The organism is Flavobacterium sp. (assembly GCF_027490375.1).
Classification (GTDB): Bacteria; Bacteroidota; Bacteroidia; order Flavobacteriales; family Flavobacteriaceae; genus Flavobacterium.
In genome coordinates, this window is record NZ_JAIXYH010000093.1 from 15,406 (window position 1) to 28,814 (window position 13,409).

Consider the following 13,409-nt stretch of genomic DNA (forward strand, 5'->3'; position numbering starts at 1 on the left):
CGTCTTTATAAGTTATTTTTGAGCGGTTTTCATCAACAAACTTCTTCCAAGCGTTAAGTTCTGCTGTTGTTGGTTCATAGATTATTCCGAAATAGGTACCAATCAGACTTCTTTGGATAAATACCCGTCAAACATGCAATCGAGTTTAGTAATTGAACATTGTAACTGTTCCCACTTTCAATCAGTTCAATTTGAGATATAACTTCGTCTGCTGCGCTATTATCCGGGCTATTTTGAGAAAAGCCAACTGCTACATAAAAAAGCAAGATGCAAACACAGAGTCTATCTATTACTTAAATTGTTTTGAAAATTTGAAGTAGCATCAGTTAAAACGTTACAAAAAACTTCATTCATATAATATCACATTTTAATAAATCCACCCTAAATTAAACTAAATTCCTGCTAAACGACATCAGATTTCTCATCAACTAATCTTTTACTTAAAGTTCTGTACTTTTTCCTTAACCTCCATAATGTAATCGATAGAGTACAAATTACAATTGAAGCAAGTGTTAATGTTATCACAAATACATTTTGATGATATATATTATGTAAAAAAAGTTGGTGGTTTTCTTTACGAAGTTCTAGCAATAACATATTGCTCGCCAAATCAATTCGTTCTCTTAGAGGCAAAGTATCATAACCATAATCTCTCGCTTTATAATAAATCTGTTTTGCATCATGGTAATTCTTTTCTAGAAATACTAAATTTCCCAATTCGAAAAGTAAAATACCAATTATCGGATCTTCTGTTTTAATGAAAGATAATCGTTCGTTCAATTGAAAATATAAGGAATTTATAAGCGCTTTTCTTTGTGCTTTTGATAGAGTACTAGTAGGCTCTTCTAAGTTTCCAAAATTGGTGTTTAATAAAAAGTTAGAGTTAACGTATTTAGTTCCGCCGATTTTCGCTTCTAGTATTTTTAAATGAAGCCACTCGGAACCCATATGGGATTTTGGATTTAATCGAATCGCCTTACTAATCCAAAACAAAGCTTTTTGATAATCTCCAAGAAGCTCGTAAATCGTTCCAACATTAGAAGCCGTTGAATATCTGTTTGGTTCCAACTGTTCAATTTTAAAATAAATCTGTAGAGCTTGCTGATACTTCCCTTGAATTGTAAGTACATAACCTTTATCAGACAAATAATCAATATCTCTTGTAGCTGTATAAAGACTATCTAGTTCTCTAATTAATTTTGGGAAATTGTCAATGTAAAAATCGTGACCGTAAGGTATTACTCCATCGTGATCTTCATAAATAAAAGCTCCATTTTTAAGTTTTTTAGTTTCCCCGTTCAAACAGGCGAATGAATGCTGTAATAGAACAAGAAATAGTATTAACAAATGCCTTCGGTTCATTGGATATAGTTTAGTAAATAGGACAACGCGGTTAAATAAAGATAGTTGAGCACCGCCAAAGTGACTGCCGTAATTTTTTCTCTAAAAATAATGCTTTTATAAAAGCTAACGTTAACACATTTAATTGTGGCTAACAAAGGTTCTAATCCAAGTTTTAACACGATGCTTTAACTGAAAATTAAAGTCTTAATATTGCCAGACCGTTGTGCCTATGCGTTAGTTACGCTATATTAATTATTTGACAACTGTAACCCCAATATTCAGTATTCGGCAGCACTGCGTATTCGCCGTTACTTACGAAGGAACACCTTAATTTTTGTTTTAAACAACTACCTGCTATTACAATAGGTTGGACTATTTCAATTTTTTACGCTTTTTATCTTTAGTTTCTATGAGAACTACGTTTCTTGCGCTGCGATGCATTAACTCTGAATTTTTTGCCGGCTTAAGAACTTTGATTGATTTTATCGCTGTAACCTCTATTTTAACCGCCGCAGTATCTACGAGTACTCCATTAATTACAAAATCTGTTGGTAAAGCTTTTTCGCTGGCAGTTTTTAAGTCGGGTTTCAAATTTGCCAAACTAATTAATTGGTTTTGTTTTTTACGCGTTATCAAAATAGCTCCTTTTGTTGAACCACTGTGTATCTTAGCATCTTCACCTTTAAAGTATTTTACTTCTTTTAGGTTGTGAGGGTCAAGATATGTTTTTGACATATTCATCTCTACGCTATCTACATAAGTTTTTCCAGGAATAACATAGAAAGTTGGGGTGACTTTAATTTTTGCGAGCGTGTCAGACAATGACTCCCTTTGTCCGAAACAAACTAGTGCTGAAAGCAGCGATAAATTAAGAATTAAACGGAACATGTCGAGATGATTACAAGAAACGAGTATTTAGATTAAGTCGCTACTGATCCCAAATATACAAATCTTCACAACGCAATTTTACAAGACTTGTTAAAAAAACGCCATTTTGCCCGATCCGAATTTTAGCATTTTGAGTTGAAAATAGAAGTCGATGATCCAAAAGTCTACAGAAGATTCAATTCCTATTGTTCTTGTGATATTTTAAAGAAATTAGTAGTTGTACGGTAGCTACCCGCATTAGGTGTAGCAACTACTCATCTCATTTCTTATCTTTCTTTTCTTGGTCTTTGGTTATTTTGTCAATGGTTGTTATTGGAACTACGGTTAATTCGTTTGTTTCACAATCCCAAATATTCGTATACTTTTGAGACACAACACTATATGTTTTCCATTTTGCGAACTTCGCATAAAGCATTAATGTGCATATATCTGTCGCCGTAATAAAATCACCTGTTTCTGGCAAATGACTATGCAAAGCTCCTTCAAGTTCCGTTCCCTCTTCAGTATTTCCGTATTCAATGGGTATAATGTTTTTGTGAAGTTGTTTTTTCATTAAAAGTTTGTTGTTTTTGTCGAATGTCAGCAAGTAGTCGTTACCAAAAATAACAACACCGCTTATTTTGGGTCCAGTCAAAACATAAACTTTCTTTTCTTTTTCGCTAATTAGCGGAATTATGTTTGGACTTGTATTGTTATAGAACTTGAAAAGTCCATCTGTATTTGTGTTTAACTCGTTTAGTGCCGCTTTCCTGATTTGATACAGGTCAGTTTCAGTTCGCGTAAAATCCCTTTCTGTCAGGTCAATTTTTGCATCCTTTAAATCGTAAGTGCTGTCAAACGAAATTGTCCCGATAACTTTTGGATTTTCTACTCTTGAAAAGAAAACACACTTTGCCACGTCGTTTTCACTGTATGAAAAATAACCGCCAATGTTTTCTCTGTTTTTGTAGTTTTCTAAAAACAAATCTGTTCCATACCAAGAAGCCATTTCCGACTTATATAGTAATTTTCCCTCAGCTACAATTGGTTGTGCTTGCTCGGTTGGATTTTTTTGTCCCAATACACTTACGGATATAAGTGTGAAGATAATGGCTACTGTTTTGTGCATGTTTTGGTGTCTGTTATGGTTAGGTTAGTACAAACTTTTTGGTGAGTGGCGTAGTGATTAATTTAGCTAGGCAGATTTGAATTCGCAGCACATCGCTGTTAACTAACCGCAAACTTCATTAGAAGTACAAAGCTCAAATTTAGCACTTCTCTATCACACAAGCGCGAAACCTCCGCTTTTGCAAAACGGCTATTCCTGTTGCACAACTCAAAAATACACATAAATTTTTGTGACTTTACAGAAATTTTTCTTGATAGAAAAAATGCAACCACTATTTTTTACCACGTTGTAGACATTAAGCATTTAAAATGCAAACAAGAAGGTATTTATGGCTAGTTTAGCGTGTAACTTGAAAAAATACATGCGTTTATCACCAAAAACCATCCATTTTATTCCAGGTTGTATCCCAAAAACAGAATAAATTAGCTATTACCAAACCCTTCTTTATAAAGCTTAAAATCTTGTTTCTTCCTTTCAAAATTTTACAGTTTTGAAGCTGAACTAAAAAATAAACCTCCTTAAAACTCATTGATTGCAATAATTTTTCCACTCATTTTCAATAACGCATTTCCTAGCCCCGGTTGCAGCGAAAAGCGCGCAAAGCCCAAGAAGACTATTTTGCCGAAAGCTGTGGCGACCAACGGAAGCCGCGAGCTGCACGTGCTAAATACCTTCTTGGGCTGCGTACTTGTAGCGAAAAACGGGATTAGCTTCTAAAAACTAATCCTATTCTTTTAATGTAAATTCTTGACTTCTTGTTGTTTGGCTACCGTAGCAAAGTCGGTTGTGAGGCGGGTGGCGTAGTCGTCGAGCAGTTGCATCACGCGGTCGCGGTCTTTAGATTTAACAATCAGGCCGGCATGGTACTCCAATGGTACACGGAAACAAACCTCCGGATCGCTAAAAGCACTCAAATCGGGATGCTCGTACTTGGAAAGCGTAAGCACAATGCCCGCAAACTCCTTTTTCACCTTTGGTAATTTGTACGTGTGACCTTTAGCCAGCGCGTCTTCAATAGCTGCCCACTCGGCCCACAAATTGATATCCGACGCTGCAGCGACCATTTCGGCCAAGTGCGCTCCTCCTACTCTACTCGAGGTTTCGAGAAAATACACCTTGCCGTCGTCGTTGCATTTAATGTACTCCGAATGCGCCGCACCGTGCTTCAATCCAAATCCTTTTATTACTTGCTCGTTGCAGGCTTTGATCGCCACATCGTCTTCCGAACCGTACTCGATCACCGCCGAACGGAAAATGCCACCGCCTTGCGAGATTTCCATAGGCGTTGCCAAATATTTTGACGTAATACTGAACAATATCTTGCCGTTTACGATCAAACTATCGCAGTGATATACCGCTCCCGGACGAAATTGCTCCACCAAATATTTGAAACGGTTGTTGCCCAATTCGTTGATGTTATTCCACAATTCTTCCTTGTTGTGCACCTTGATAATTCCGGATGCCGAAGCCTCCGAACGCGGTTTTAACACCCACGGCGGCGAAACCGAATCGGCGAAATTATTGATTTCGTTATCGTTAAAAAGTGCCGAAAACTTGGGGTTTGAAATGCCGCAACTCTTGGCGCGCATGCGCATGGCGAGCTTATCGCGGAAATATCTGCCGGTTGTTTGTCCCATACCGTCGATGCGTAAATTCTCGCGGATGTACGTAGCTTTTTCAACATCAAAATCGTCGAGCGCTACCACAGCATCAATTTTTTCGTGTTTCATCAAATTACTGATTCCCAACAATAAATGCTCTAAATTCCAATCGACATCCTGACCGGGCATATAAAAAACCTCATCAATGTATTCGAACGGCCACGGCTTGTCGTTTAACTTCTCAGAAGTGATGAGAAAAACTTTGTTGTTAAGCTTTTTCAGGTTGATTAAAAAATCGGATCCTTTAAAGTAATTTGAGATACAAACGAAGGTTTTGGCTGTGTTTTCCATCTGTTAGTGATTTTCAATAAATGTACTTAATAAATTAACTCCGAAGGCCGTAGCGTGTTTAGATTTTGCAAATTCGCTGTCGCCAAAAGCCACACCGGCTACATCTAAATGCGCCCAGGCTTCGTGCTTATCGGTAAAGTATTCGAGGAATTTTGCAGCCGTTATCGCGCCGCCAATCGGTTTTCCGCTGTAGTTGCGCACATCGGCAATATCGCTGCTGATGTCTGGGTCGTAAGCGCTCCACAAGGGCAACGGCCAAAGTTTTTCACCCACTTGGTTTCCGGCGCTTCGCAACGCAAATTCCAAATCAACGTTATTGGTAAACAACGCGCCGCATTCGTAACCAAAAGTAGCCACACTGCTGCCAGTTAAGGTCGCTATATCTACAATAACATCGGGTTTGTGCTTGGCAATCAAATACGCAAGCGCATCGGCGAGTATGAGTCGGCCTTCTGCGTCGGTATCGATAATTTCGATTGTCTTTTTATTGAAGGCTTCAATGACGGCCGACGGTTTTAATGACGTGGCATCTACTGCATTTTCGCACAACGGAACCACCGCCGTAACGCGTTTTTTACAATCCGACTTTGCCAAATACTGCATGGTAGCCACAACCGCCGCCGCGCCCGCCATATCCGACTTCATGAATTGCATGCCAGCGGTTTTAATATTGAGTCCGCCCGTATCAAACGTCACGCCTTTACCCACCAACGCATAATGTTTGCCTTCGGCTTCCGGATTGAGTTCGAGCACGAGCAATCGCGCATCGTTTTTACTTCCTTGTCCGACAGCCAGCAAGGCGCCCATACCTAATTCCTGCAAGGCGTTTTTGTCGAGAACCGTGGCTTGTAACTGGGTTTCGTTTGCCAAATCGGCACCCGCTTTTGCCATATACTCGGGCGTAACAACGTTTGGCGGCAAATCAACCCATTGCATGCATTGCAACTGCGCATCTGCCAAGATTAACGCTTTTTGTAGAAAGGCTTCTTCCGATTTGTAATTATTTATGGTGAGTGCAAAATCGGAATTCGTAATCGGATGTGGCTTTTCGTTTTTGAAATGCCCTATTTTGTAGGTTCCGAGTTTGAGTCCGGAAACGATTGCCGAAACGAGCTGCGGTTCGAGTCCGTTTGGTAAATCAATCAAAACGGGTTTGTTGAAAAACTCCGGATATTTATGTGCCGCACGACGGAACATGGTTACAACCGACTTGTAATCAGGCGTTTTCCCTAAACCGACAAATAAGTGAAGGTTATCGTATTTTTCGATGGCGTAAATTTCGTTGGCTTTTCCGTAAAAAACTTTCGACGGTACACTAACGCCGTAGAATTCGATGGGCACTAAATGGTTCGGACCCGTTTCAAAGACCGGAATGATAAAGTTTCCAGAAAAAGACGGAATATCGTGTTGAAAAGAGAGTTTCATAATTTATTTTTTTTGGAAAAAGAGCCATTCGATTGCTTTCGGAAACTCGTCGCTCCAGTACGTTTCGTTGTGTTTTCCGTGGTGATTGATACTGAGTTGTATTTGAACTTTTTCGGACAATTGTTTGGATTGTAGTAAATTGCGCTTGAACTGCGTAACGTGTTTTACCATAGTTTCCGACTCGTCGCCACCAGCATACAGATAAATCTTGGTACTGCCTTGCAATGCGAGATCTTCTTCATCGATTTTTAGCTTGGGAACAACCCACAGCGAAGGTGAAAAAATCATGAGTTTTCCGTACACTTCGGGATAGAGCAAACCACTGAATAAACTCACTAATCCGCCCATAGAACTGCCGCCAATACCCGTGTGTTCGCGTTCGGTGAGTGTGCGGTAGCGCTTGTCAACAAAAGGTTTTAGCGTATCGGTTATAAAACGAATGTATTTTTTACCTTGTCCGACGCCCAAAACGGTATTTCCTACGTTGTATTCTTTAATGCGATCGGCTTCGGCGTGCTCTACGGCAATGACAATAATTTTTCCGATTTTGTATTCCGACATAACCGCCAATTTCTTGTCGATTTCCCAATTGCCGAATCCGCTACTTTCGTTGAATAGATTTTGTGCATCTTGCAGATAAAGAACCGGATAACGCTCGTCGGTTTGGTCGTAATCATGTGGTAAAAGCGCCCAAACTTTTCGTTTTTTGTTGAGTTGCGGCATTTCGAACTCATCGGAAATGAGTTGTACCTGCGGTAGGAAATTTGGTTTAAAAGGCAACCAGTTTTTACGCCATTTGGCAACGTGTTCGCGGCGAACGCCTTTTAAATCGGGACAAACACGGTTTTCAGTTCGGTTTCCAAAACGGTCTATTTCTACTTCACTCCAATCGCCTTTAGTAAACTTGTACTGTAAAGGTTCGGGGAACGTAAAATCGTTTGGAAACGTAAAATGGTATAACCCGTTTTCCAGATGTTCCATTTCGTAATTCGGATCTTGTGTGTCCCAATTGTTGAAATTTCCTGCGATATAAACCGGCCTAAAGTCGTCTTCATCTGTCGTCAAAATGATGTTCAAACGCGGTTCCACAATGGCTTGGTTGTCTGACTGATTCACTTTTGATACTATCGATTCCATGTATGTGTACGATTCTCGTTTAATCGGCAAATGTGCGCGATTGCTAACTGTCTTTTGATTTCATTCCAAATTGAATCTTCGTTTCTACAGCACCGAAAAATCGAAATGACTCGTTTTAAAGTCGCATCAAAAGCGTTTCAGCTGCTACGAAATCTGAAATGTTACTCTTACAAATATTACAGATTTTTTTAACGTTGACAAGCAAAAAGCGCCTCAAATACCGAGTTTTTTTAAACAAATGGTTACGATAACGTTTTCCTACCGCGATTGCGATAGCTCCACTTTTGAAAACCGCGTAATTTATTTTAAAAACTTAAGAAAAGAAGCCGCCGATTCGCCGTCGTAGCTTCCACGTGATTTGAGAATCCGACCGTCGGGCGCCACCAAAACCAAGTATGGAAAAAAGCCGTCTTTGTTGTATTTCTCCACCATCCGCAGTCGTGCTGCCAACTCTTGCTCGCTGATGCTGTGTTTATCGGTTTCGAAATCGTATTTAAACAAGATGTAGCGCGAAGCAACTTCCTGCTTGAAATACTCCGATTGAAACACGCGTTGCTCCAACAAATCGCAGGTTTCGCAGTGATCACGTACGGTAAATACAAAGAGAATTTCTTTTCGCTGACTTTTGGAATCGGCAAAGGCTTTTTCTAAGTTTCGTTCCCAGGTTTGGGCAAAACTCACTTGCGTGGAAAGGAAAAGTGCTGCGATAAAAACCAAACGTATCATGACAAGCCACGGTATTTTCTGAGGAACCACTCGGCGCCCAATAACAAGCCCGACAACAACAAACACCAAAATAAATCGATCCATGACGTCGATTTCGATGTTTCTTTCTGAACGGCTTTAAACTGCTTGTCGTTAAGTAATTTCTCGATCAACGCAGGAGTCTGATTGGCAAGAAAAACACCGCCCGACGTCTGTGTAGCGAGTTCCGACATTTTTGTGAAATCGGCATTTACAAACTGACGTTCCACATCGTAATCCAAAACTTCAAAATATCCCGAAGCCGCACCACCGCCGGTGTACGTCACAGTAAAACGATATTTCCCAGGCGCGAGATTGTCGAAAGTCGATTTATACACGCTCTCACCTCTCGGCATTTCAACTTTACGTGTTTTGTTCGTTGCAATCTGCGTAAGCGATAAAATAAGTTCCGCCTCACGATCGAACTCAAAGTTTTTATTGAACGCCTGTGCGGTAATTTCCACAGCAGTGCCCGAATTGTAAAATTTCTCGTAATCGAGCAGTAAACGACTCTTCTTCTGATTAGCCGTCAGGTATTGAATAGTTTTGTCGATCAACAAATCGAAAGCTTCGAAGTTGCGATTTTGAGCGTAATCTGCCAAGCGCCATTTCCAGCTGTCTTCGCCGAAAAGAAAGGCCAATCGGCGACTTTTTGCTTCCGCGAAAGCGAATAGATCAACGCCCGTTTCTATATTGTTGATTCGCGAACTAAACAAAACAGACCGATTCTGGCTCGGACTAATTGTTCCGTACGGATTCTGCAACGGCGGCCAGGCATCTACGTTAATGGGTTCTTGTGCAAAAAGCGTGAAATCGGTTTTTTGTGAAGGTCGGTAATCCTCGGTTTGTGCCGACATCTTAAAGTTGTAAACCGATTGCCACGTATTTAATAACGGGAAATCGGTCGACATGCCCGTAATGAAAAAAATACCTTGATTGTCGTTTTCGAGCTTCGTCCACAATTTCTTAAAATTCTGGTTCGGCTGGTATAAAATATAAGCGTTGTAGGTTTTGCCTTCTAAAGCCTCGTATGGTTTTAGAATAGTAACTTTACGTTGCGCATTGGTTTCGATAGCGCGCTTTAAAGCTCCTAAATCCGGATGATTAACCGTGGAAACAATCGCAATTTCGGCGCGTTGATCGACGATTTCGACTGCAAAAACCTGACTGTTATTGTATTTATTTTTCTCTGGAATAGCCGTTTGGAAAACTGCCGTGTACACCTTCGAACCAATTTTATCGGCTTGCAACAAACCTGAAACGGCTTTTACATCGGTTCCCGCGTTAAAATCAACGTTTTGCGAAAAAACAACAGTTCCGCCTTCTTTAATTTGTAGAACGCCGTTTGCCGATTTCTTTCCGGTGTATTGCACAAAGCACTCAAACGGAAACTGATTGCCTTTAAATGCAAACTTATTGACGTTAATTTTCGCGATTTTAGCATCGGTTTGTTTAAGCGTATCGCCGGCAACAACGCTATAAACAGGCAACGATTTTCCAAAACTGTACACAAAATCAGAACCTCCTGTTTGGTTACCGTCGCTTATCAAAACAGTAGCGCGATTCTTTCCGCGAAACAAATTTTGCAAACCAGACGCAGCTTCGTGCAGATTAGAACTTTTACCCGAAAAATCGAGCGCTGTAGTATCTTTCAAAGCTTCGTCGATCGAGAAGAGTCGCAATTCAAACTTATCGTTTAAAGCAGCGTTATTTTGTAGCGACGAAACGGCTTGTTGTATTTGATTATCTGCCTTTAAATATTTTACAGACAACGAATTATCGGCCACAACTGCAAGTATTGGTTTCTTAACTTCCAGAGTAGTACGATTAAAGCGCGGATTGATTATTGCGAGAATGATGAAAAAGATTCCTAGAAATCGCAACCAAAATAGCAATTTGTAATAGCGTGAACGATCGGTTGATTGGTAAAAATACTGATACCAAGCCAAGCCAAAAGCCGCGCCAGCGCCGAGAAGAATACTGACAACCGTCAATACGTCCATAATAAAATTGGGAATAATTAGGTTAGCATACCGCCGTCGACGTTAAGAACCTGGCCCGTTACGTAGGCGCTCATATCTGAAGCGAGGAACAAACAGGCGTTTGCAACATCTTCGGTGCTTCCGCCGCGTTTTAGTGGAATCGATTCTGCCCAACCTTTAACCACGTCTTCGTTCAATTTGGCAGTCATTTCCGTTTCGATAAAACCTGGAGCAATGGCGTTGCAACGGATGTTTCGCGAACCCAGTTCCAAGGCAACCGATTTCGTGAAACCGATAACTCCCGCTTTCGAGGCCGCGTAATTGGTTTGTCCGGCGTTTCCTTTCACACCAACAACCGAACTCATGTTAATGATTGAGCCCGAACGTTGTTTTAACATCGTTTTTTGAACCGCTTTGGTCATGTTAAAAACCGACTTCAAATTGACTTCAATTACTTGATCGAAATCGGTTTCCGACATACGCATCAAAAGGTTGTCTTTGGTGATTCCGGCATTGTTAATAAGCACATCGATAGAAGGAAAATCTTGCAAAACTTGATCGACGAAAGCTTGTGCGGCATCGAATTTCGAGGCATCCGATTGGTACGCTTTTACGGTAACGCCTTCGGTGGCTAATTTCGCGGCCAATTCCTCTGCTGCTGCGGCCGACGAGCTGTACGTAAATGCAATATTTGCGCCGTGTTTCGCAAAAACTTCGGCAATTCCTTTTCCAATTCCGCGACTTGCGCCGGTAATAATCACAGTTTTTCCTTCAAGTAATTTCATAGTAACAATAGCTTCTAATAACGAACGCCAAATATAACAATATTGGCACGTAATCGAAGTTTCGGCTTTCTTAATTTGTTGGAAAAAGGATTTTCGACCGACCTCAGGTTTTCTAATAATTTGGGCACTTCCTGCCGCGTGCATTTAGTGGAAGTTCGTTGCGGCAGGTCGGGCTTTCCACTGCAAGGCACAACACCCAAAAGCATTTCAGCCAAGTGTTGCCGCGGCTTCCGTTGGTCGCCACTGCACCACGGGCTTCAAGCGCTTTTTGGCGTCGCGGCTTTCCGTTTCAATCCCTAGTGCAGGGGAAATACAATTAGACGTATCGTCTTACTTTAGCTTTATCTTTTCAGGATTCTGTCTGTTTGAAAAAAAATGCGATAATTTCAACTTGTTCGTTTGAAAATCTGTAGTAAAGTGTGTTGTATTTTAAAATGATGACACGACGAATGCCTTTCTTAAATTCTGATTCTTGGAATAAGTACGGATTTTGAGCTATTAAAACTAATTTTTCTTCAATATTTGTTGCTAAATTTCTTAACTCCGTTTCCGACCAATTTTCCTCTAAGTATCTGAATGTCTGTTCTAATTCCTTTAAAGCAAAATCAGTCCACAGGATTTTATAACCACTTTTCATACATCTTTCTAGCGCTTGAATGCGGATTCAATTTACCCGAATTAGCATCTTGGATTCCACTTTCAATGGCTTTCTTTTCGGTTTCTGAAATACTGTGCCACCAGTCGTTGGTTTCTATTTTTCTCAATTCCACTATTTTTTCGATTATGGAAACATCTTCAACGGATGAAAGCCATTGTATTAATTCTAACTTTTTACTCTGCAAGCTTTGTTCAAGTTTCATGGCTTTTTTAATTAAGAAATCTAAAAGTACAAATTAATTCAATTGTTTTTTAAAATTGGTTTAAAAACTAAAGTACTGCAATACGCCTACTCTTGATTTTGTGCATTTGTTAATTCATCGGACTGTAAACAGTAACAAAGAGCTGAAAAAGAATTGAAAATCAATCTCGATCGTACCAAAATTAAATGACTTTCCTTTTATTTGGATTTCGCCTTGAATCCCAAAAAGATACTATTTCAACGTGAGTTCGATATAAAAATCGAAGTTAGAAATCATTTAAATAGTTGATTAATACCAATTGGATTTATAAAATAGTCTGGAGAAAAAAGCTTGTTTTTGAGACAGAACAATGCAAAAAAATGTTGCATAGCAGCGCTACGGAAGATTTTTTTAAAGCCGTTATGGCTTAAAAACATTTTTTTATCGGGCTGTTTTATAGATCTAATTGGTATAACAGGCGTATTTTCTTTGGGATACCGAGGTATCTCAAAAAAATACAACGACGTAAGCGACTGTTTAAATGATTAGCTATAAATAATCGTGCATCGAAATTGGTAGTAGCCAATCTAAAGTTTCATTTCAAGCGATCTAACAAAGGTTTTTATGTCGAACTTACGTTGTTTCAATTCTCTCGTGATTTATTTCGTAGAAAATTTCAAAATGTTTAATAGGAATAACTCTCGTGCATCTATTGTTAGTTAATCTGCCAAGATTTTCATGCTCAATTAGCTTACTTATCAAATCTTCGACCTCGTCAAGAATTTTAAGACTGTACTTTGCATTAGCATTTCTTTTGAAGTAGAATTCTAAAACACCTGCAAATTCAGCCTCAGCTAATTTCGACCAAACTATTTCTTTGATAGCCATTCCCGCAAATCGGTAATTACTTTTGCATTAGCTGAGAATTCTTCCCTTTTGATTTGTTCTCTGCCACTATTTATTGCATTTTCTTGTTCAGCATTCAATTGATATAATGCTTGTTCAGAAGAATCAAAAACAGTTTTCAATTTATTTAAAAGGGTTATGTCATTAGAATTTTTGATTCTAGAGATCAGGTTTTCCTTTAATTCAGCTGACAAGTCCATAATAACACTATTACTTAAACAAAGATAATTTTTTAAATGTTGATTGTCAATACATTTTTACAACATAAATCCTAACGTAAAAAAGTTGGCAAATACGTT

13 protein-coding genes are annotated in these 13,409 nt (G+C 39.5%); all 13 read right to left on the reverse strand.

The window, feature by feature from the left end; translation table 11 throughout:
- Positions 1-402: 402 nt before the first annotated feature.
- The 13 genes from Q0064_RS13930 to Q0064_RS13990 all read right to left on the reverse strand — a co-directional run bounded on the left by Q0064_RS13930 (position 403) and on the right by Q0064_RS13990 (position 13,310).
- Positions 403-1,302: a tetratricopeptide repeat protein gene (locus Q0064_RS13930; protein WP_298148816.1), complete on the reverse strand. Its 900-nt coding sequence runs from the start codon at positions 1,300-1,302 to the stop codon at positions 403-405.
- A 414-nt stretch (positions 1,303-1,716) separates the two neighbouring features.
- Positions 1,717-2,232: a hypothetical protein gene (locus Q0064_RS13935; protein ID WP_298148817.1), complete on the reverse strand. Its 516-nt coding sequence runs from the start codon at positions 2,230-2,232 to the stop codon at positions 1,717-1,719.
- Positions 2,233-2,491: 259 nt separating this feature from the next.
- Complete coding sequence (locus Q0064_RS13940) at positions 2,492-3,340, reverse strand: hypothetical protein (RefSeq protein ID WP_298148818.1); 849 nt, start codon at positions 3,338-3,340, stop codon at positions 2,492-2,494.
- A 734-nt stretch (positions 3,341-4,074) separates the two neighbouring features.
- Positions 4,075-5,292, reverse strand: coding sequence for an ATP-grasp domain-containing protein (locus tag Q0064_RS13945; protein ID WP_298148819.1), 1,218 nt, complete (start codon positions 5,290-5,292; stop codon positions 4,075-4,077).
- A 3-nt stretch (positions 5,293-5,295) separates the two neighbouring features.
- The gene (locus Q0064_RS13950) at positions 5,296-6,717 is read right to left on the reverse strand and encodes a leucyl aminopeptidase family protein (protein ID WP_298148820.1); all 1,422 of its coding nucleotides are present in this window, start codon (positions 6,715-6,717) and stop codon (positions 5,296-5,298) included.
- Positions 6,718-6,720: 3 nt separating this feature from the next.
- Positions 6,721-7,854 (reverse strand): alpha/beta hydrolase-fold protein, encoded by a 1,134-nt coding sequence (locus tag Q0064_RS13955; protein ID WP_298148821.1) that lies wholly within the window; start codon positions 7,852-7,854, stop codon positions 6,721-6,723.
- A 300-nt stretch (positions 7,855-8,154) separates the two neighbouring features.
- Positions 8,155-8,580, reverse strand: a complete 426-nt coding sequence (locus Q0064_RS13960; protein WP_298148822.1) for a thioredoxin family protein — start codon at positions 8,578-8,580, stop codon at positions 8,155-8,157.
- On the reverse strand, positions 8,577-10,601 hold the full coding sequence (locus Q0064_RS13965) for a hypothetical protein (RefSeq protein ID WP_298148823.1): 2,025 nt from the start codon (positions 10,599-10,601) through the stop codon (positions 8,577-8,579). Before Q0064_RS13965 ends, Q0064_RS13960 begins: the two co-directional genes overlap by 4 nt.
- Positions 10,602-10,618: 17 nt before the next feature.
- A complete protein-coding gene (fabG, locus tag Q0064_RS13970) occupies positions 10,619-11,365 on the reverse strand; it encodes a 3-oxoacyl-[acyl-carrier-protein] reductase (protein WP_298148824.1) in 747 nt (248 codons plus the stop codon).
- Positions 11,366-11,714: 349 nt separating this feature from the next.
- Positions 11,715-12,002 carry a type II toxin-antitoxin system RelE/ParE family toxin gene (locus Q0064_RS13975; RefSeq protein WP_298148825.1) on the reverse strand — a complete coding sequence of 96 codons (288 nt, stop codon included), beginning with the start codon at positions 12,000-12,002 and terminating at the stop codon, positions 11,715-11,717.
- Positions 11,986-12,225: a hypothetical protein gene (locus Q0064_RS13980; RefSeq protein ID WP_298148826.1), complete on the reverse strand. Its 240-nt coding sequence runs from the start codon at positions 12,223-12,225 to the stop codon at positions 11,986-11,988. The genes Q0064_RS13975 and Q0064_RS13980 overlap by 17 nt, the downstream gene beginning before the upstream one ends.
- Before the next feature lie 612 nt (positions 12,226-12,837).
- Complete coding sequence (locus Q0064_RS13985; protein ID WP_298148827.1) at positions 12,838-13,092, reverse strand: type II toxin-antitoxin system RelE/ParE family toxin; 255 nt, start codon at positions 13,090-13,092, stop codon at positions 12,838-12,840.
- Positions 13,074-13,310, reverse strand: a complete 237-nt coding sequence (locus Q0064_RS13990; protein WP_298148828.1) for a hypothetical protein — start codon at positions 13,308-13,310, stop codon at positions 13,074-13,076. The genes Q0064_RS13985 and Q0064_RS13990 overlap by 19 nt, the downstream gene beginning before the upstream one ends.
- Positions 13,311-13,409: the final 99 nt, after the last annotated feature.